Source organism: Variovorax davisae, from assembly GCF_030316845.1.
GTDB lineage: Bacteria > Pseudomonadota > Gammaproteobacteria > Burkholderiales > Burkholderiaceae_C > Variovorax > Variovorax davisae.
Genome location: NZ_JASZYS010000004.1, coordinates 451,906 through 472,106 on the forward strand (window position 1 = coordinate 451,906; position 20,201 = coordinate 472,106).

At 68.3% G+C, this 20,201-nt stretch carries 17 protein-coding genes; 11 read left to right on the top strand and 6 right to left on the bottom strand.

Annotation, left to right across the window (positions count from 1 at the left end; genetic code table 11):
- The first annotated feature begins 7 nt into the window (after positions 1 to 7).
- The 5 genes from QTI33_RS12550 (at position 8) to QTI33_RS12570 (ending at position 5,191) form a co-directional block, all read left to right on the top strand.
- Entirely contained in the window at positions 8 to 541 is a 534-nt protein-coding gene (locus tag QTI33_RS12550) for a DNA-deoxyinosine glycosylase (protein WP_286506296.1), read from the top strand.
- Positions 538 to 1,281, top strand: coding sequence for a class I SAM-dependent methyltransferase (locus QTI33_RS12555; protein ID WP_286506297.1), 744 nt, complete (start codon positions 538 to 540; stop codon positions 1,279 to 1,281). Before QTI33_RS12550 ends, QTI33_RS12555 begins: the two co-directional genes overlap by 4 nt.
- A 7-nt stretch (positions 1,282 to 1,288) precedes the next feature.
- Positions 1,289 to 3,076, top strand: a complete 1,788-nt coding sequence (tfpB, locus tag QTI33_RS12560; protein WP_286506298.1) for a type IV pilus assembly ATPase TfpB — start codon at positions 1,289 to 1,291, stop codon at positions 3,074 to 3,076.
- A 104-nt stretch (positions 3,077 to 3,180) separates the two neighbouring features.
- On the top strand, positions 3,181 to 3,669 hold the full coding sequence (locus tag QTI33_RS12565; protein ID WP_286506299.1) for a tripartite tricarboxylate transporter TctB family protein: 489 nt from the start codon (positions 3,181 to 3,183) through the stop codon (positions 3,667 to 3,669).
- 10 nt (positions 3,670 to 3,679) lie between these two features.
- Complete coding sequence (locus tag QTI33_RS12570) at positions 3,680 to 5,191, top strand: tripartite tricarboxylate transporter permease (protein ID WP_286506300.1); 1,512 nt, start codon at positions 3,680 to 3,682, stop codon at positions 5,189 to 5,191.
- A 55-nt stretch (positions 5,192 to 5,246) separates the two neighbouring features.
- On the opposite strand, the gene QTI33_RS12575 is transcribed toward QTI33_RS12570, so the two are convergent.
- Positions 5,247 to 6,176 carry a LysR family transcriptional regulator gene (locus QTI33_RS12575; RefSeq protein WP_286506301.1) on the bottom strand — a complete coding sequence of 310 codons (930 nt, stop codon included), beginning with the start codon at positions 6,174 to 6,176 and terminating at the stop codon, positions 5,247 to 5,249.
- A 98-nt stretch (positions 6,177 to 6,274) separates the two neighbouring features.
- On the opposite strand from QTI33_RS12575, the gene QTI33_RS12580 reads away from it, so the two are divergent.
- Genes QTI33_RS12580 through QTI33_RS12600 form a run of 5 tightly spaced genes read left to right on the top strand, consistent with a single transcriptional unit; the run spans position 6,275 to position 11,610 of the window.
- Positions 6,275 to 7,246 carry a Bug family tripartite tricarboxylate transporter substrate binding protein gene (locus QTI33_RS12580; RefSeq protein WP_286506302.1) on the top strand — a complete coding sequence of 324 codons (972 nt, stop codon included), beginning with the start codon at positions 6,275 to 6,277 and terminating at the stop codon, positions 7,244 to 7,246.
- Between the two features lies 1 nt (position 7,247).
- Complete coding sequence (locus QTI33_RS12585; RefSeq protein WP_286506303.1) at positions 7,248 to 8,861, top strand: gamma-glutamyltransferase family protein; 1,614 nt, start codon at positions 7,248 to 7,250, stop codon at positions 8,859 to 8,861.
- 7 nt (positions 8,862 to 8,868) lie between these two features.
- Positions 8,869 to 9,789 carry a DMT family transporter gene (locus QTI33_RS12590; RefSeq protein ID WP_286506304.1) on the top strand — a complete coding sequence of 307 codons (921 nt, stop codon included), beginning with the start codon at positions 8,869 to 8,871 and terminating at the stop codon, positions 9,787 to 9,789.
- Positions 9,790 to 9,805: 16 nt separating this feature from the next.
- Entirely contained in the window at positions 9,806 to 10,603 is a 798-nt protein-coding gene (locus QTI33_RS12595) for an SDR family oxidoreductase (RefSeq protein WP_286506305.1), read from the top strand.
- A 23-nt stretch (positions 10,604 to 10,626) separates the two neighbouring features.
- Positions 10,627 to 11,610: a quinone oxidoreductase family protein gene (locus tag QTI33_RS12600; protein ID WP_286506306.1), complete on the top strand. Its 984-nt coding sequence runs from the start codon at positions 10,627 to 10,629 to the stop codon at positions 11,608 to 11,610.
- A 270-nt stretch (positions 11,611 to 11,880) separates the two neighbouring features.
- On the opposite strand, the gene QTI33_RS12605 is transcribed toward QTI33_RS12600, so the two are convergent.
- From QTI33_RS12605 to QTI33_RS12620, 4 genes are all read right to left on the bottom strand, one after another.
- Positions 11,881 to 13,536, bottom strand: a complete 1,656-nt coding sequence (locus QTI33_RS12605) for a Na/Pi cotransporter family protein (protein WP_286506307.1) — start codon at positions 13,534 to 13,536, stop codon at positions 11,881 to 11,883.
- A gap of 34 nt (positions 13,537 to 13,570) precedes the next feature.
- Positions 13,571 to 14,074 (bottom strand): signal peptidase II, encoded by a 504-nt coding sequence (gene lspA, locus QTI33_RS12610; protein WP_286506308.1) that lies wholly within the window; start codon positions 14,072 to 14,074, stop codon positions 13,571 to 13,573.
- Complete coding sequence (gene ileS / locus QTI33_RS12615; protein ID WP_286506309.1) at positions 14,074 to 16,917, bottom strand: isoleucine--tRNA ligase; 2,844 nt, start codon at positions 16,915 to 16,917, stop codon at positions 14,074 to 14,076. The genes lspA and ileS overlap by 1 nt, the downstream gene beginning before the upstream one ends.
- A gap of 109 nt (positions 16,918 to 17,026) precedes the next feature.
- A complete protein-coding gene (locus QTI33_RS12620) occupies positions 17,027 to 18,064 on the bottom strand; it encodes a bifunctional riboflavin kinase/FAD synthetase (RefSeq protein ID WP_286506310.1) in 1,038 nt (345 codons plus the stop codon).
- 164 nt (positions 18,065 to 18,228) lie between these two features.
- On the opposite strand from QTI33_RS12620, the gene QTI33_RS12625 reads away from it, so the two are divergent.
- Positions 18,229 to 18,786: an HNH endonuclease gene (locus QTI33_RS12625; protein ID WP_286506311.1), complete on the top strand. Its 558-nt coding sequence runs from the start codon at positions 18,229 to 18,231 to the stop codon at positions 18,784 to 18,786.
- A 12-nt stretch (positions 18,787 to 18,798) separates the two neighbouring features.
- On the opposite strand, the gene QTI33_RS12630 is transcribed toward QTI33_RS12625, so the two are convergent.
- Positions 18,799 to 20,178: an alpha/beta fold hydrolase gene (locus tag QTI33_RS12630; protein WP_286506312.1), complete on the bottom strand. Its 1,380-nt coding sequence runs from the start codon at positions 20,176 to 20,178 to the stop codon at positions 18,799 to 18,801.
- Between the last annotated feature and the right edge of the window lie 23 nt (positions 20,179 to 20,201).

Genomic DNA, 20,201 nt, shown 5'->3' on the forward strand with positions numbered 1-20,201 from the left:
CGTCGTCATGAATAAGCCGGTCTCGCGCCCAGGCGACGCCAAGGCCGTGCTCACGGGGCTCGCGCCAATCGTTTCCGGGAACACCGCCTTGTTGATCCTCGGCAGTTTTCCTGGAGCCCGGTCGATCGCGCAGCAGCGGTATTATGCGCACCCGCAGAATCATTTCTGGAAGATTTTGCAGGCGCTGTGGCCCGCAAAGCCGCTGCCAGTGGGCGAAGACAGCTATGAAAAGCGTAGCGCCTGGCTGCTCGACCGCGGCCTGGGCGTGTGGGATGTCTATGCCAGCTGCGAGCGCGAAGGCAGTCTCGATTCGGCCATCCGCGACCCGGTCGCGAACGACATCGCGAGCCTGCGGCTGCCCCGGCTCGCCGCCATCGCGCACAACGGCGCCGAGAGTTTCCGGCATGCGCGGCACACGCAGGCGCTGGGCGTGCCGGTGCACCGGCTGCCTTCGTCGAGCGCGGCCAATGCGAGCTGGCACTTCGATCGCAAGGTCGAGGCCTGGCGCGAAGTCTTTGAAAGGTACCTGGTCATCCCATGAAGCTCTCCCTTCCCGAGGTCAATTTCTCCGACTGGGGCGACGTCCGCTACCTGCACCTGGGCACCGAGTGGGTGCAGGGCTCGATGAAGCTCGATGCGCCCTTCGAGATCGAGCTCGAATACGTGCAGCGCATGATGGCCTGGCTGCTGTTCGTCGATCCCGCCAGCGTCGCGAAACTGCATGCGATGCAGCTCGGCCTGGGGGCGGCGAGCCTGACCAAGTTCTGCCGCAAGACCCTGCGCATGCGCACCACCGCGGTCGAACTCAATCCGCAGGTGGTGGCGGCCTGCCGCGGCTGGTTCAAGCTGCCGGCCGACGACGCCAAGCTCGAGGTCGTGGTCGCCGATGCCGCCGCCGAGATCCGCAAGCCGCGCTGGCTCGGCACGGTCGACGCGCTCCAGGTCGACCTTTACGACCACGAGGCGGCGGCGCCGGTGCTCGACAGCGAGGCCTTCTATGCCGACTGCCGCGCGCTGCTCACCGAGGGCGGGGCGATGACGGTCAACCTGTTCGGCCGCTCGTCGAGCTACGAGCGCAGCCTCGAGAAGATCGTGGCCGCCTTCGGCGCCGAGGCGGTCTGGGCCTTCAAGCCGACGCGCGAGGGCAACACCGTGGTGCTGGCCCAGGCGAGCGCCAGCCGTCCGAAGCGCCCCGCGCTTGCCGACCGGGCCCAAAGCATCCAGACTCGCTGGGGCCTGCCTGCGCCGAAGTGGCTGCGGGTGTTCAAACCCCAGAGTTGACCGCCTCATGAGCGCCTTGCCCGCCACCGCATCCGATGCCGCCCGCCACGAAGGGCCGCTGGTCCTGCGCCACCTGATCGAGTGGCTGGCCAAGGACGGCGTGATCTCGCCGGTCGAGGCCAAGCGCACGCTGGCGCGCTGCGCCCAGGCCGAGAGCCGCCAGCCGCCGATGGTGCGGCTGGCCAATGTCGCGATGACGCGCGAGAGCGACGGCAAGCCGCTCGACCTCGAGATGCTGACGCAGTGGCTGGCCGGCCGGGCCGGGCTGGCGTACCTGCGCATCGATCCGCTCAAGGTCGACGTCGGCAAGGTGGCCGACACCATGAGCGCGGCCTACGCCGAGCGGCACAAGGTGCTGCCGGTGCAGGTCACCGCCAGCGAGGTGGTGGTGGCCACGGCCGAGCCCTTCCTGACCGACTGGATCGCCGAGGTCGAGCGCCAGTCGCGCCGTTCGGTGCGCCGGGTGGTCGCCAATCCGACCGACATCCAGCGCTACACGGCCGAGTTCTTCTCGCTCGCCAAGTCGGTGCGGGCGGCGCAGAAGGCCGGCGGCAACACCGGCGGGGCCAGCTTCGAACAGCTGGTCGAGCTCGGCAAGAGCAACAAGCAGCTCGATGCCAACGACCAGAGCGTGGTCCAGGTGGTCGACTGGCTGTGGCAGTACGCCTTCGACCAGCGCGCCAGCGACATCCACCTGGAGCCCAGGCGCGAGCAGGGCATGATCCGCTTTCGCATCGACGGCGTGCTGCACCCGGCCTACCAGATGCCGATGGGCGTGCTGAACGCCATGGTGGCGCGCATCAAGCTGCTCGGTCGCATGGACGTGGTCGAGAAGCGGCGTCCGCTCGACGGCCGCATCAAGACCCGCAACCTGCGCGGCGACGAGGTCGAGATGCGGCTGTCGACCTTGCCCACGGCCTTCGGCGAGAAGATGGTGATGCGGATCTTCGACCCCGACACCGCGGTCAAGGACCTCGACGCCCTCGGCTTCGTCCCGCACGACGCCCAGCGCTGGGAGAAGCTGGTGACGCGCCCGCACGGCATCATCCTGGTGACCGGGCCGACCGGCTCCGGCAAGACCACCACGCTGTACTCCACGCTCAAGCGGATCGCGACCGAGGAGGTCAACGTCAGCACGGTCGAGGACCCGATCGAGATGATCGAGCCCTCGTTCAACCAGACCCAGGTGCAGCACCAGCTCGACTTCGGCTTCACCGAGGGCCTGCGGGCGCTGATGCGGCAGGACCCGGACATCATCATGGTCGGCGAGATCCGCGACCTCGCCACCGCCGAGATGGCGGTGCAGGCGGCGCTGACCGGCCACCTGGTGTTCAGCACCCTGCACACCAACGACGCGCCGAGCGCCATCACGCGGCTGATGGAGCTCGGCGTGCCTTCCTACCTGATCACCGCCGTGATGCTCGGCGTGCTGGCGCAGCGCCTGGTGCGCACGCTGTGCCCCAACTGCAAGCAGCCCGACGAGACGGTCACGCGCGAGAAGCTGGCCGAGTTCGTCAAGCCCTGGCAGATCAGCGGCTCGGTGCGGGCCTACAAGCCGGTCGGCTGCGTCGACTGCCGCATGACCGGCTACATGGGCCGCATGGGCCTGTACGAGCTGCTGAGCATCAGTGAAGAATTCAAGGCCCTCGTCACCAAGGAGCCGAACACCGTCGGCCTGCGCCGCCAGGCTGTCGTCGACGGCATGCGGCCGTTGCGGCTGGCCGGCGCCCTGCGGGTCGCCGAAGGCGTGACCACGATCGAGGAAGTGCTGAGCGCCACCCCGCCACTGGAATGAGGCACCCAGGGAATACCCTGAAAATCCGATAGGTGGAATCCACATCGAGCTGACTGTCACCTGACCACACAATCTCCGATCGAGTTTTTTCGTGGAGACTGTTCGTGAAAATCAAGAGTCAGAAAGACTTTTTCTCGGGGGTGATGTTCGCCGTCGTGGGAGTCGCCTTCGCCTGGGGCGCGACGACCTACAACGTCGGCAACGGCGCCCGCATGGGCCCGGGCTACTTCCCGCTGATGCTCGGCATCCTCATGGCCGTCATCGGCCTGGTGATCATGTTCACCGGCCTCACGGTCGAGACCGAGGACGGCGAGATCATCGGCAAGTGGGCCTGGAAGCAGGTGGTCTACATCCTCGGCGCCAACCTGGCGTTCGGCGTCCTGCTCGGCGGCCTGCCGAGCGTCGGCGTGCCGGCCATGGGCCTGATCATCGCGATCTACGCCCTGGTCATCATCTCCAGCCTGGCCGGCGCCCACTTCGAACTGCCCAAGGTGCTGATCCTCGCGACGGTGCTCGCGATCGGCAGCTACATCGCCTTCATCTGGGCGCTCAAGCTGCAGATCCAGGTCTGGCCTACCTTCATCACGGGCTGAGGACCGACACATGGAACTCCTGAACAATCTATCCCTCGGTTTCGGTGTCGCATTCACCTTCACCAACCTGCTGTACTGCCTGGTCGGCTGTATTCTCGGCACGCTGATCGGCGTGCTGCCGGGCATCGGCCCGGTCGCCACCATCGCGATGCTGCTTCCGGCCACCTACGCGCTGCCCCCGGTGTCGGCCCTGATCATGCTGGCCGGCATCTACTACGGCGCCCAGTACGGCGGCTCCACCACCGCCATCCTGGTCAACCTGCCGGGCGAATCGTCCTCGGTCGTGACCGTGATCGACGGCTACCAGATGGCACGCAAGGGGCGGGCCGGGCCCGCGCTCGCGGCGGCCGGCCTGGGCTCCTTCTTCGCCGGCTGCGTCGGCACGCTGATCCTGGCCGCCTTCGCGCCGCCGCTGACCGAGCTGGCCTTCAAGTTCGGCCCGGCCGAGTACTTCTCGCTCATGATCCTGGGCCTGATCGGCGCCGTGGTGCTGGCTTCGGGCTCGCTGCTCAAGGCGATCGCGATGATCGTGCTCGGCCTGCTGCTGGGCCTGGTCGGCACCGACGTCAATTCGGGCGTGGCGCGTTTCAGCTTCGACATCCCCGAACTGACCGACGGCATCGGCTTCGTCGCCATCGCCATGGGCGTGTTCGGCTACGGCGAAATCATCGCCAACCTGTCGCGTCCCGAGGAAGACCGTGAAGTCTTCACCGCCAAGGTCTCCGGCCTGTTCCCGACCAAGGACGACTTCAAGCGCATGCTGCCCGCCGTGCTGCGCGGCACGGCGCTCGGCGCGGCGCTGGGCATCCTGCCCGGGGGCGGCGCGCTGCTGGCGGCCTTCGCGGCCTACACGATCGAGAAGAAGACCAAGCTGCATCCGGGCGAAGTGCCCTTCGGCAAGGGCAACATCCGCGGCGTGGCCGCGCCCGAGTCGGCCAACAACGCCGGCGCCCAGACCTCCTTCATCCCGTTGCTCACGCTGGGCATCCCGCCCAACGCCGTGATGGCGCTGATGGTCGGCGCGATGACGATCCACAACATCCAGCCGGGTCCGCAGGTCATGACCAGCAACCCCGAGCTGTTCTGGGGCCTGATCGCCTCGATGTGGCTCGGCAACGCGATGCTGATCGTGCTGAACCTGCCGCTGATCGGCATGTGGATCAAGCTGCTGTCGGTGCCCTACAAGTACCTGTTCCCGGCGATCGTGCTGTTCTGCGCCATCGGCGTCTACTCGACCAACAACAACACCTTCGACATCTGGATGGTGGCGGCCTTCGGCTTCATCGGCTATGCCTTCTTCAAGCTGGGCTGCGAGCCGGCACCGCTGCTGCTGGGCTTCATCCTGGGGCCGATGATGGAAGAGAACCTGCGCCGCGCCCTGCTGCTGTCGCGCGGCGACTGGATCGTCTTCGTGACGCGGCCGATCTCGGCCGGCCTGCTGGCCGCGGCGCTGCTGCTGCTCATCATCGTGCTGCTGCCGGCGGTGAAGTCCAAGCGCGAGGAAGCCTTCGTCGAGGAATGACCCCCTGCGCCCTCGCGGCAAGCAAAAGAACGGCACCTTCGAGTGCCGTTTTTTTTTAAGGCGGCCTGGGCGCGCGCGGCGGCTTCATGTGCTGCCGCGCCATGGCCAGGAAGGCCAGTGCGGCGGGGTTGAGCGGATGCTTGGCCAGCCGCACCGCGACCACCGGATATTCCAGCGTCGGGCGCGTGACCGCCACCGCGCGCAGGTTGCCCGGCATCAGGACCTCGACGTAGCGCGGCAGCAGCGCGACGCCGGCGCCGGCCTGGATCAGCCCGAAGGCCGTCGACAGCATCGACACGTGATGGACCACCCGCGGGTACACGTTGGCCACGCTCGACAGCTGCCGGCTGACCGCGCGCCAGACGTTGGCGTCCGGGTTGACATGGATGAACGGCAGCGACTCCAGGTGGCGGGCATCGATCACCACCCGCTGCGCCAGCGGATGGTCGTCGCGAACGAACAGGGCCATGCGCTCGACGAACAGCGGCTCGGTCGCCAGTTCCGAGTGCCGCTGGCCGATGTCCGAGCCGAAGCCCAGGTCGGCCTCCTGCGACAGGATCCGCGAGATCATCTGCTCCGCCGTGCTGTCCATCAGCGCGGTCGCGAGCGCCGGGTACTGCTGCGAGAAGCGGCCCAGCAGGGGCGGCAGCAGGGCGCCCGCCGTGAGGTGGCCCACCGCCAGCACCACGCGCCCTTCGCGCAGCTGGGACTGCGAGCGGCAGGCGCCGACCGACTCGTCGATCAGGCGCAGCGCGCGCACGGCGGTGTCGACCATCATCTGGCCCGCACTGGTGATGCGGATGCGGCGGCCGCGCACGACCAGCGGCTGGCCGAGCTCGTGTTCCATGCGCTTGATCAGGTGGCTGATCGCGGGCTGGGTGAGTTGCAGCGCCTCCGCAGCCAGGGTGAAGCTGCCGGTGTCGGCGACCGCCGCCAGCGCCCGCAGCTGCTGCAGGGAGATCTCTTCGCCGGCAATCCGGGTCATAAGTTCAAGTCATAGTTCGATAAACCGGATTATCTGGCTTGATGCCTCGGCCTTGCATAGCATCGGAATTCCGTCCACAGGGAACACAATCAAAGACCATGAAACGAAACCAGTTCATCCAGGCCTGTGCCGCTGCGTTGTGCCTGGCAGCGTCCGGCGCCAGCCTCGCGCAGGGCTACCCGACCAAGCCGATCCGCCTGATAGTGCCGTTCCCGGCCGGCGGCGCCACCGACCTGTTCGCGCGCACCTTGTCGCAGAAGATGGGCGAGAAGCTCGGCACCACGCTGGTGATCGACAACAAGCCCGGCGCCGGCGGCGCGATCGGCTCCGACATGGCCGCCAAGGCGCCGGCGGACGGCTACACGCTGCTGCTGGCCACCACCAGCACCCATTCGATCGGCCCGGCGATCAACCCCAAGCTGCCCTACGACACGGTGCGCGACTTCACGCCGATCGCCCACGTGGGCGATGCGCCGAGCATCATGCTGGTGCCCAACAACTCGCCCGCCAAGACGGTGCGCGAGTGGATCGACTACGCGAAGAAGAACCCCGGCAAGCTCAACTACGCGTCGAGCGGCAACGGCACCATCGTCCAGCTCACGGCCGAACTGTTCAAGTCGCAGGCCGGCGTCTTCGTCACCCACATCCCGTACAAGGGCACGGCGCTGGCGATCCCCGACCTGATCACCGGCAAGGTCGACGTGCTGTTCGACTCGCTGCCGACCGGCATGCCGCACGTGCGCGACGGCCGGCTGCGTGCGCTGGGCGTGACCACGCTCAAGCGCAGCCCGCTGGCGCCCGAACTGCCGCCCATCGCCGACGTGCTGCCGGGCTTCGAATCCAACACCTGGTTCGGCCTCTATGGTCCGAAGGGGCTGCCTGCCGACATGGTGAACCGCATCAACACGGCCGCCAACCAGTCGCTGAGCGACCCGGAAGTGCGCGACAAGCTGGCGCGCCTGGGCATCGAGCCCACCACCAGCACCCCGGCGCAGCTGGCGAGCATGGTGGCGGCCGACGCGGCCAAATGGAAGCAGATCATCATCGACAGGAAGATCACGGGCGACTGACATGAAATTCGACTACGCAAACCCCTACACCACGACCCGCATTCCGGTCTTCGCGCGCAACGTCGTCTCGACCTCGCACCCGCTGGCGGCCCAGGCCGGCCTGCGGATCCTGCAGCAGGGCGGCAACGCCGTCGACGCGGCGGTGGCGACCGCCGCGGTCATGACGCTGGTCGAGCCGGTCAGCAATGGCCTCGGCAGCGACGCCTTCTGCATCCTCTGGGACGGCCAGAAGCTGCACGGCCTCAACGCCTCGGGCTGCGCGCCCGCGGCCTGGACGCCCGACTACTTCCGCAAGAAGCACGGCGCCGACGCCGCGACGCCGCCGATGCGCGGCATGGACTCGGTCACGGTGCCCGGCGCGGTGGGCAGCTGGGTCGCGCTGTCGGAGCGCTTCGGCAAGCTGCCCTTCGGCGACCTGATGGCGCCGGCGATCGAGATCGCCGAGCGCGGTTACCTGATGCCGCCGGTGGTGCAGCAGAAATGGGCCGCGGCGACGCCGGTACTGCAGGCGCAGCCGGGCTTCGCCCAGACCTTCCTGCCCTGGGGCCGCGCGCCCGAGGTCGGCGAGCTGTTCCGCTTCCCGGCCGCGGCGCGCGCCCTGAAGGCCATCGCGGCCACCAAGGGCGAGGCTTTCTACAGCGGCGAGATCGCCGCCGCGCTGGAAAAGTTCTCCAACCAGAACGGCGGCAGCCTGAAGGTCGGCGACCTCGCCGGCTGGAAGCCCGAATGGGTCGAGCCCATCGGCCAGGACTACCGCGGCCACCGGCTGCACGAGCTTCCGCCCAACGGCCAGGGCATCGCGGCGCTGATCGCGCTCGGCATCCTCGAGCATTTCGACATCGGATCGATCCCGGTCGACTCGGTGCGCTCCCAGCACCTGCAGATCGAGGCCATGAAGCTGGCTTTCGCCGACACCTATCGCTACGTGTCCGAGCCATCGTCGATGGAGGTGACACCGCTGCAAATGCTCGATGGCGCCTACCTGGCCTCGCGTGCCAAACTCATCGACGTGAACAAGGCGCAGGACTTCCAGGCCGGCAACCCGGTCAAGGGCGGCACCATCTACCTCACGGCGGCCGACGAGAGCGGCATGATGGTGAGCTTCATCCAGAGCAACTACATGGGCTTCGGCTCGGGCTGCGTCGAGCCCGAGTTCGGCATCAGCCTGCAGAACCGCGGCCACGGCTTCAGCCTGAAGGACGGCAGCCCGAACCAGGTGGCGCCGGGCAAGCGCCCGTTCCACACCATCATCCCGGGCTTCCTCACCAAGGACGGCGCGCCGGTCATGAGCTTCGGCGTGATGGGCGGCAACATGCAGCCGCAGGGCCACATGCAGACGCTGGTGCGCATGCTCGACTACGGGCAGAACCCGCAGGCGGCCTGCGATGCGCCGCGCTGGCGCTTCAACGCGGGGGTCGAGATCAACGTCGAGGCCGCGATGGACCCGGCCACCGTGCAGGGGCTGTCGGCGCTCGGCCACAAGGTCGACGTCATCAACGACTCCTACCAGGACTTCGGCGCCGGCCAGTTCATCTGGCGCGCGGGCGATCCGGCGGCGGAAGGCTACGTGGCCGCCAGCGACGCGCGCCGCGACGGGCAAGCCGCCGGTTTCTGACGCCTTGATGCAAGCCCAGGCCGCGACGCACCACGCCGCACGCAAGAGCCTCGCGCCGGGCCTGGCGCTCGCCACCTTCGGCGCGATCGCCTTCAGCGGCAAGGCGATCATCGTCAAGCTGGCCTACCGTCACGGCGTCGACGCCGTGACGCTGATCATGCTGCGCATGCTGTTCGCGCTGCCGCTGTTCGCCCTGATGGCGTGGTGGGCCGGGCGCGGCAAGCCGGGGCTCACGCGGCGCGACTGGTTCGGCGTCGTCGGGCTGGGCTTCTCGGGCTACTACCTGTCGAGCTTTCTCGACTTCGCCGGCCTGGCCTACATCACGGCCAGCCTCGAGCGGCTGATCCTCTACCTCAACCCGACCCTGGTGCTGCTGTTCGGCTGGATCGCGTACCGGCGCCGCATCACGCGCTGGCAATTCGCCGGCATGGCGGTCAGCTATTCAGGCGTGCTGCTGGTGTTCGGCCACGAGGTCAGCCTGGGCCAGAGCGCGGCGGCCGCGTGGGGTGCCCTGCTGGTGTTCCTGAGCGCGGTGAGCTATGCGGTCTACCTGGTCGCCAGCGGCGAGTTCGTCAAGCGGCTCGGCTCGCTGCGCCTGGTCGGCCTGGCGACCAGCGTGGCCTGCCTGCTGTGCATCGCCCAGTTCCTGTTGCTGCGGCCGATCAGCGCGGCCTTCGAGGTGGCCCCCGAGGTGATCTGGCTGTCGGTGCTCAATGCCACGCTGTGCACCGCGGTGCCTGTCCTCGCCGTCATGATGGCGATCGAGCGCATCGGCCCCGCGATGGCGGCACAAACGGGTATGGTCGGGCCGATGTCGACGATCCTGATGGGGGTGCTGCTGCTCGGCGAGCCCTTCACCCTCTGGACCGCGGCCGGCACGGTGCTGGTCGTCACCGGCATCTTTGTCTTCACACGAACGGGGCGCTGAGCCCGAAGGAATCAACATGGACCTGGGTATCGCAGGCAGGACGGCGCTGGTGGGCGGCGCCAGCAAGGGATTGGGCTACGGCTGCGCCGAAGCGCTGGTGCGCGAGGGTGTCAACGTGGTGGTCATGGCGCGCGGCGCCGAGGCGCTGGAGGCCGCGGCCAGGCAGCTGCAGGCCGTGGCGGCAACGGCGCCCGGCAAGCCCTTCGTGAAGTACGCGGCGGCCGACATCACCACCCCCGAAGGCCGCGCCGCGGCCTTCGCGCTGCACACCGACTACGACATCGTGGTCACCAATGCCGGCGGCCCGCCGCCCGGCGACTTCCGCGACTGGGACCGCGAGGCCTGGATCAAGGCGCTGGACGCCAACATGCTGACGCCGATCGAGCTGATCAAGGCCACGGTCGACGGCATGGCGACGCGCGGCTTCGGGCGCATCGTCAACATCACCTCGAGCTCGGTCAAGGCGCCGATCGACATCCTCGGCCTGAGCAACGGCGCCCGCAGCGGCCTGACCGGCTTCGTCGCCGGCGTGGCCCGCACCGGACTGGCGGCCAAGGGCGTGACGCTCAACAACCTGCTGCCGGGCGCCTTCGACACCGACCGGCTCAAAGGCACGCTGGTGGGCGCGGCTAAAAAGACCGGCCAGGACATCGATGCGATCCGCGCCAGCCGGCAGAAGACCATCCCGGCCGGCCGCTTCGGCACGGCCGCCGAGTTCGGCGCCATCTGCGCCTTCCTCTGCAGCATGCATGCCGGCTACATCACCGGCCAGAACCTGCTGGCCGACGGCGGCGCCTACCCCGGAACCTATTGATCCACGTCGACCAGGAGACGCGAATGAAAAGCAAGGCAGTGCGCATCGACCGCAACGGCGGTCCCGAGGAACTCAAGCTCGTCGAGGTCGAGGTCGGCGACCCCGGCCCCGGCGAGATCCGGATCCGCCACAAGGCGGTGGGCCTGAACTTCATCGACACCTACCAGCGCAGCGGGCTCTATCCGTTCGCGATGCCGCTGCAGCTGGGCATGGAGGCCTCGGGCGTGGTCGAGGCGGTGGGCGAGGGGGTCATGCACCTGAAGGCCGGCGACCGCGCGGCCTACGCCAGCGCGCCTCCGGGCTCCTACTGCGAACTGCGGGTGATGCCGGCCAAGACGGTCTGCAAGCTGCCCGACGCGATCTCCTTCGAGACCGGCGCCGCGATGATGCTGAAGGGCCTGACGACCCAGTACCTGCTGCGCCGGACCTTGCCGGCCGAAGGCCTCCAGCCGGGCGACTTCATCGTCTTCCATGCCGCCGCCGGCGGCGTCGGCCTGATCGCCTGCCAATGGGCGAAGGCGCTCGGCCTGCAGCTCATCGGCACCGCCGGCACCGACGCCAAGTGCCAGCTCGCGCTGGCCCACGGCGCCGCCCACGCGATCAACTACAGCACCCAGAACTTCGCCGAGCGGGTGAAGGAGATCACCGGCGGCCAGGGGGTCAAGGTGGTCTACGACTCGGTCGGCAAGGACACCTTCGAAGGCTCGCTGGCCTGCCTGCGGCCCTTCGGCCTGCTGGCGGTCTTCGGCAACGGCTCGGGGCCGGTGTCGGCCTTCAACCTCGGCCTGCTGGCCAAGGGCTCGTACTACGTCTCGCGCCCGACGCTGTTCACGCACATCGCGACCCGTGAAAACACCCAGGCGATGGCGGACGAGCTGTTCGCGATCGTCGAGAGCGGCGCGGTGAAGATCCCGATCGACCAGCGCTACCCGCTGGAAAACGTGCAGCAGGCGCATCGCGACCTCGAAGCCCGCAAGACCACCGGCTGCACCATCCTCACTTTGTAGCTCGCCCCCAGGTTGCCCGGCACTTCGTGTCCGGGCGCCCACCCCCTACCGGGGGCAACACCAGCGGCCCGGCGAAGCCGGTTCCGCGGTGTTTCACCAACGGGCCTGGCTGCGCCGGCCGACAGAAGAGAAGCGCCGTGCTTGTGCCTCGGCGGCGCGTAGCGCACGCCTGTTCGTGGGCAGTCGCGGAACCGGCTTTGCCGGGCCGCTGACTGCGCCACCGGTAGGGGGTGGGCGGGCTACACGCAGTGAGCCCAACCTGGGGGCGAGCTAAAGTGCTCCCAGCCGCGACTCGCGCATGCGGGTCGGGGCCAGCGCGCCGGCCGACTCGAGGATCGGATAGGCGATCGAGCAGATGTGCGAGTTGATGCGCTTCAGGTCGCTGATCAGGTCGATGTGCAGCGAGCTGGTCTCGATGCTCAGCGTGGTCTGCTCCGACAGGCGCCCCAGGTGGGTGGTCGCGTAGGCGCGCTCCAGGTCGCGGAAGCGCGCCTTTTCCTCCAGCAGCTTCTGGGCGTCGCGCACGCTGCCGTTCAGGAACACGCTCATGCTCAGGCGCAGGTTGGCCACCAGCCGCTCGTGCAACTCGACGATCTCGGCCATCCCGGCCTCGGAGAAGTTGCGCTGCGGCTTGATCTTCTTGTCCTCGATGTCGATGATCACGCGCTCGATGATGTCGCCGATCTGCTCCATGTTGATCGTGAAGCTGATGATGTCGGTCCAGCGCCGGCTCTCTTCCTCGCCCAGCGCCTCGCGCGAGATCTTCGTCATGTAGTACTTGATGGCCGAGTACAGCTCGTCGACCGTGTCGTCGAGTTTGCGCAGTTCCTGGGCCAGCCGCAGGTCGTTGTTGCGGATCACGCCCAGCACGCCGATCAGCATGGTCTCGACCACGTCGGCCTGGTGCAGCGCCTCGCGCGCCGCGTTGGAGATCGCCAGCGACGGCGTCGACAGGGCCGAAGGGTCCAGGTGCTGCTGGCGCCGCATGGCGGCCGGCTCGGGCGGCTCCGGCAGCAGCCGCGTCACGAGCGCGGCGACCCAGTCGGTGAGCCCGATGAAGCCGAGGCTCACGAGCACGTTGAAGGCCAGGTGGTAGAGCACGACGAATTGCGTCGCGTCCGAGACGTAGGGCCGGACCTCGCGCAGCCAGAGGCCGACGAAAGGGGCCGCGATCGCGACGCCGAGCAGCTTGAAGAGCAGGTTGCCGATCGTGACCTGCCGCACGGCGACCGTCGACTTGGCCGTGGTCAGCACCGCCAGCAGGCCGCTGCCGAGGTTGGCGCCGAGCACCAGGCCCATGGCGACGTCGAGCGGCACCACGTTCGAGCTGGCCATGGCCGCCACCAGCAGCACGACCGCCAGGCTCGAATAGGCGACGATCGCGAGCGCCGCGCCGATCGTGATCTCGAGCAGCACGTCGCTGCCGAGGCTGCCCAGCAGTTCGCGCATCGCCTGGCCGGCGAACAGCGGCCCGGTGGCGGCGACCACCAGCTGCAGCGCGAGCAGCATCAGGCCGAGCCCGATCAGCACGCGCCCGACCCTGCCGGCCACGCTGGACGGCCGGGTGATGAACAGCACCACGCCGACGAAGATGAAGAGCGGCGACAGCCACGAGAGGTCGGCCGAGAACAGCACCGACATCAGCGCGGTGCCGATGTCCGCGCCGCGCATCACCGCCAGCGCGGCCGGCAGGGTCACGAGGCCCTGGCCGACGAAGGACGAGGTCATCAGAGAGGTCGCGGTGCTCGACTGCACCAGGGCCGTCACGCCGATGCCCGACAGGGCCGCCGTGAAGCGGTTGCGCATGCTCTGGACCAGGATCTTGCGCAGGTTGGCGCCGAAGACGCGCAGCACGCCGGTGCGAACGAGATGGGTGCCCCACACCAGCAGCGCCACGGCTGCGAGCAGATTCAACAGATGCTTCATGGAAGGCGACGACTATACGCCGCCCTCGCGAGCACTACTTCTTGCCGCGCCGCACGCGCAGCAGTTCGTCGAGGATCAGGCAGACTGCGCCGATGGTGATCGCGCTGTCGGCGACGTTGAAGGCCGGGAAATGCCGCCCGGCCAGGTGGAAGTCGAGGAAGTCGACCACGTAGCCGTGCATCATCCGGTCGATCACGTTGCCGATCGCGCCACCCAGGATCGCCGCCATCGAGAACGAGAACAGCTTCTGGCCGGCATGCGACTTCAGCATCCAGACGATGAAGACCGCCGCGGCGACGCCGATCGCGGTGAAGAACCAGCGCTGCCAGCCCGACGAATCGGCCAGGAACGAGAAGGCGGCGCCGGTGTTGTGGGCCCGGACCACGTTGAAGAAGCTGGTGACGTAGGTGGCGTCACCGTACTTGTAGTAGCCGAGGATCAGCGTCTTGGTGAACTGGTCGATGATCACGATCACCAGCGCGAGGCCGAGCCAGGGCCAGATGCCGAGGCCCGACCCGCCCGAAGATTGGCGGGCCATCAGGCGAGCGTCCTTTGTTCTCCGGCGCCGTACAGGTTGCTGGTGCAGCGGCCGCACAGGCCCGGGTGGGCGGCATCGTGGCCGACGTCGTCGCGCCAGTGCCAGCAGCGCTCGCACTTGGTCGCCGCGCTCGCCGTCACCTGGATCGACAGGGCCTCGCCCGCGGCCAGGGACACGGCCGAGGTGATCAGCACGAACTTCAGGTCGTCGGCCAGCGAGGCCAGCAGCGCATGGTCGACGGCCGCGGCTGCGATCGCCACGTTGGCCTGCAGCGAGGAGCCGACCTGGCCGGCGCTGCGCACGGTCTCGATCTCCTTGTTGACGGTGTCGCGGATCTCGCGGATGCGGGTCCACCGGGCCAGCAGCGCCGTGTCGGGCGTGCCGAGGTCGCTGTAGGTCTGGACGAAGATCGAGCGGCCGTCGCCGCAGAACTTCCACGCCTCCTCGGCGGTGAAGCTCAGGAACGGCGCCATCCAGCGCAGCATCGCCTGCGTGATGTGCCAGAGCGCGGTCTGGGCGCTGCGGCGCGCGTGCGAGCCGGGCGCGGTGGTGTAGAGCCGGTCCTTGAGCACGTCGAGGTAGAAGGCGCCCAGGTCTTCCGAGCAGTACACCTGCAGCTTGGCCACCACCGGGTGGAACTCGTAGACCTTGTAGTGCGCCAGGATCTCGGCCTGGAACTCGGCCGCGCGGGCGAGCGCATAGCGGTCGATCTCGAGCAGCTCGCCCAGCGGCACCGCGTCCTTCGCGATGTCGAAGTCGCTGGTGTTGGCGAGCAGGAAGCGCAGCGTGTTGCGGATCCGGCGGTAGGCGTCGACCACCCGGGCCAGGATCTTGTCGTCGCCCGCGATGTCGCCCGAGTAGTCGCTGGCCGCCACCCACAGGCGGGTGATCTCGGCGCCGAGCTTCTTGTTGACCTCCTGCGGGTCGATGCCGTTGCCGAGCGACTTGCTCATCTTGCGGCCCTGGCTGTCGACCGTGAAGCCGTGCGTCAGCAGGCCGCGGTAGGGCGCGCGGCCTTCGAGCGCGCAGGCGATCAGCAGCGACGAATGGAACCAGCCGCGGTGCTGGTCGTGGCCTTCGAGGTAGAGGTCGGCTTCGGGGCCGGTCTCGTGGTGCACGTTCGGGTGGGTGCCGCGAAGCACGTGATAGAAGGTCGAGCCGGAGTCGAACCAGACCTCGAGGATGTCGGTGCTCTTGGTGTAGTGCGGGGCGTCCTCGGCGCCGAGGATCTCCTCGGTCGTGACGCGGCTCCAGGCCTCGATGCCGCCCTCTTCGACGATGGCCGCGGCCTGGTCGAGGATCTCCATCGTGCGCGGGTGCAGCTCGCCCGAATCCCGGTGCAGGAAGAACGGGATCGGCACGCCCCAGCTGCGCTGGCGGCTGATGCACCAGTCGGGCCGGTTGGCGATCATGTCGTGCAGCCGCGCCTTGCCGTTCTCCGGGTAGAAGCTGGTCTCTTCGATCGCTTCGAGCGCGGTCTGGCGCAGCGTCTTGGGCGCCTTGTCCTTGGTGAACACGCCTTCGCCCTCGTCCATGCGGATGAACCACTGGGCCGCGGCGCGGTAGATCACCGGCGTCTTGTGGCGCCAGCAGTGCGGGTAGCTGTGGCTGATGGTCTCGGTCGTCATCAGGCGGCCGGCATCGCGCAGCGCCTGGATGATCACCGGCACCGCCTTCCAGATGTTCTGGCCGCCGAACAGCGGGAAGTCGGGTGCGTACGAGCCGTTGCCCTGCACCGGGTTCAGGATGTCGTCGTAGGACAGGCCATGCGCCACGCAGGAGTTGAAGTCGTCCACGCCGTACGCCGGCGAGGAGTGGACCAGGCCGGTGCCATCGTCGGCGGTCGCGTAGTCGGCCAGGTAGACCGGCGACAGCCGCCGATAGCCGGCATCGACGTCGTACAGCGGATGCTCGAACTCGAGCCCGCCGAGCTTCTCGCCCTTGACCGTGGCCAGCACCGTGCCGTCGAGCGCATAGCGGTTCATGCACATCTCGACCAGGGAAGCCGCGAGCACCAGCAGGCCGCGCTCGGTGTCGACCAGCGCGTAGTCGAGCTCGGGGTTGAGGTTGATCGCCTGGTTGGCCGGGATGGTCCAGGCGGTGGTGGTCCAGATGACCGCGAAGGCGTCCTTGGCCAGCAACGGCAGGCCGAATGCGGCCGCCAGCTTCGCAGGATCATGGGCCTTGAAGGCGACGTCGAGGGTCTGCGACTTCTTGTCGGCGTACTCGATCTCGAACTCGGCCAGCGACGAGCCGCAGTCGAAGCACCAGTAGACCGGCTTCAGGCCGCGGTAGACGAAGCCGCGCTCGATCACGCGCTTGAACGCGCGCAACTCGCCCGCCTCATTGGCGAAATCCATCGTCTTGTAGGGATGGTCCCATTCGCCCAGCACGCCCAGGCGCTGGAAGTCGACCATCTGCTGGGCGATCTGCTCGGTCGCGTAGGCGCGGCTCTTGGCCTGCATCTCGTCGCGGCTCAGGTTGCGGCCGTACTTCTTTTCGATCGCGTTCTCGATCGGCAGCCCGTGGCAGTCCCAGCCCGGCACGTAGAGCGCGTCGTAGCCTTCGAGCTGGCGCGCCTTGGTGATCATGTCCTTCAGGATCTTGTTCACCGCGTGGCCCATGTGGATCTGGCCGTTGGCGTAGGGCGGGCCGTCGTGCAGGATGAACTTGGGCGCGCCGTGGCGGGCGTCGCGCAGGCGCTGGTAGCGGCCTTCGTCGTGCCATTCCTTGACCCAGCCCGGCTCGCGCTTGGGCAGGTCGCCGCGCATCGGGAAAGGGGTGTCGGGCAGGTTCAGCGTGGCGCGGTAGTCGGTGGCGCCGTCGGTCTTGGTGTCAGCCATGGGAGTTCCAGAAATCTGCGCTGCCTTGCAGCGCTCGGGGATCGAGGGGGGCATGCGGCCCCTGGCATCCCAGGGCGGCCGAACGCGGCGGAAAGCGACGGTTTCCGCTCTAAATTCGGTCGCGCGTGGTCTGGCGATGGGTCTCGGCGTGGGTGGATGCAAAGAACGCGCGCGCGTCGCGGCCATCCTTCGCGATGCCCGCCGTGAGGGCCTCGAGGCTGGTGTAGCGCAATTCGTCGTGCAGTTTGTGCAGCAGTTCCACGCGCACGATTTTACCGTAGGCCCCCTCGCTGCCCAGATCGGTGGGCCAATCGAGGCAGTGGGTTTCGAGCAACACCCGGCCACCGTTGACGTCGTTGGCGTCCAGCGAAGGGCGCACGCCGAGGTTGGCGACCCCTGGCAGCGGTGTTGCGGCCAGCCCATGCACCAACACCGCGAAGATGCCGCTGGCCGCTGGCTTCCAGTGCTTGAAGCGCAGGTTGAGGGTCCGGAAACCGTCGTTTCGGCCTGGCGCCGAGGCGCCCAGGGCCCGTCCCAGCTTGCGGCCGTGGACCACATGGCCCGAGATCGCGTAGGGGCGGCCCAGCAGCGCCTGGACATCGCCCATCCGGCCTTCGGCCAGCGCTTCGCGCACGGCCGAACTCGACACCCGCAGTCCGTGCACCTCGTAGCTGTTCATGCGGGCGACGTCGAAGCCATGCTGCTCGCCGGCGCGGTCGAGCATCGCGTAGTCGCCGGCGCGCTTGGCACCGAAGCGGAAATCGTCGCCGACCAGCACGTAGCGCGCGCCCAGGCCCTCGATCAGCACGTGCTGGATGAATTCTTCCGGTGTCTGCGAGGCCAGCCGGGCGTCGAAGGGCAGCACGATGGTCTGCGCCACGCCGCCGGCCGCGAGTTCGCTGAGCTTGTCGCGCAGGGTGCCGATGCGCGCCGGCGCCAGTTCGGGCCGCTTGGTGAGCGCCGCGAAGTAGTCGCGCGGGTGCGGCTCGAAGGTCATCACGCAGCTCGGCAGCCCGCGCAGCCGCGCCTCGGTGTTGAGCAGCCCCAGCATCGCCTGGTGGCCACGGTGCACACCGTCGAAATTGCCAATGGTCAGGGCGCAGGCCGGAGCCACGCCCGGATGCCTGAAACCCCGGAAAACCTGCATCGTCAGTATCTTTTTGATAGCACTTTGCGCCCATGGAATGGGCACGTGAGGGCCTTTTTGTCACAAAGCCGGTATATTGTGACGCACTGCGTCATGCGCAAGCCCCTCGGGCGAGCGCCTGGTCCTGGTCTTTCCGTGGTTCTCTTTGCTTGAGGAGGCGTCTGGTGAAGGTCTTGAAGCTGTCGGCCCAAGGGCTGCCCCAATCGTGGATTTCGCTCGAACAGGCGGTGATCCACTACGCCTCCGACGAGGTCCGCTGGGAAGTGGGCGCGCAGGTGGCGGTGTTCCGGGGCGGCCACAACGCGGTCACGGGCCAGCAGTCGCAGATCGCGATCAACAGCATCATCGGCACCAAGGGCGTGCCGCGGATCAATCCCTTCACGCAGCGCCCGGGGCTCACCAACAGCAAGCTGTTCGCCCGCGACCGCAATGTCTGCGCGTACTGCGGCGGGCACTTCCACGAAGACGAGTTGACGCGCGAGCACATCATCCCGTTTGCCCAGAAGGGCATCGACACCTGGATGAACGTGGTCACGGCCTGCCGGCCGTGCAACCACCGCAAGAGCAGCCGCACGCCGGAGCAGGCGGGCATGGCGCTGCTGTACACGCCCTACGTGCCCAGCCTGTGGGAGGACTTCATCCTGCGCAACCGCCGGATCCTGGCGGACCAGATGGAGTTCCTGATGGCCCACCTGCCGCAGAGTTCGCGGCTGCACGGGTAGGCCGGCTGCACGTCAATAAGTCAGCTCGAGCACGCTGACCTCTCCCTGGGCCAGCGGCCAGGTGCGCCCCACCACGCGTTCGCCGTTGAACTCGGCTTCCACCGCCCGCGGCGCTTCGCTGGCGAGCTTGATCTTCGCGCTCGACACGCCGGCACCCTGCGGCGGCACGCCTGGCGGTGTCGATTGGCCATCGAAGCGCATGCGGTCGCGCTCGGCGTCGAAATAGCCGCGCGGCCGCGTGAAGATCACCAGCGCCCGGGCGTCGCGATCGGCCTCCGCGATGCGCTCCGGACGCAGCTGGACGATGCCGCTCGAGCGTGGGAAGGCGCTGCGGTAGATGTGCGTCGTGGCGTAGCCGGGCGCCGCCAGCACGAACTCGTAGGCGGTGTCGGGGCGGCCCGCGAACGGCCCCCAGCGGCCATCCGCCCCGATCGTCTGCTCCCAGGCCGCCGGGCCGCGCCGGGCGCCGCTGGCCGGGTCGATCGCGAACACCGACAGGCGGGCGCCCGCCAGCGCCAGGTTGTTGGGAAAGCTGCCGCTCGCGGGGTTCGCCGGGTCGAGGCCCAGGCCCGTGACCTTGCCGGACAACGCCACCGGATCCTCGGGCATCGGTTGCAGGGTGCGCGGCGTCTCGCCGGTGAGGAAGCGCCAGGTCGCCTCGAAGGCGGCAGGCGAGAAGGATGTCTCGCGGTGATCGACCCGCGGCAGCACCAGGTTGGTCGCGCCCTTGAGCGCCGGCCCGTCGAAGCCGACCCGTGTCGGCTGGCCCTTGCTGCCGATCCACAGGCCGTCCGGTTGGGCGTACTTGTCATTGCTGTCCGAGCGCAGCGTGAGCCATTTCACGCCCGGTGTCACCTCGTGGCCCTCGGCATTCTTCGGTGCGTTGAGCCGCTGCAGGAAAGCGCTCAAGCCGGAAAACTCGCTGCCCTCGAGGCGGCCTTTCACGGCCCAGATGCCGTGCGCCGGATTGCCACCCAGCACGACGTGGCTCACGACCCGGTCGCCGCCGCCGTTCTGGACGTAGTTGCGGATCGTGTTGCCACCGCGCGAGTTGCCTATCAGCACCACTTTTGAGGCGCCGGTGCTCTTCAGCACGCGATCGACCTCGGCCTTCAGGAAGGCCATCGACTCGGCGGTCGAGCTGCGGCCCGGCTGTGCCACCGCATCGTCGTCGCGCGCCAGCGGGAACGGCTGGTCGAAGGCGAACAGGCGGTCGCGCGGCCAGCCGTTCGATTCGAAGCGCCAGATCGTGGTCTGCCACAGCGCGGCCGAGTCGCCGTTGCCGTGCACGAACACGATCGGCGGGCGCTCGCCGATGGGGGCTGAGGTGGAGCAGGCGGCCAGGACAGGGGCGGCGAGGCCGAGTGCGATCACATGGCGACGGGTGGGCATGAAGCGTGGTTCTCCAAAGAAAA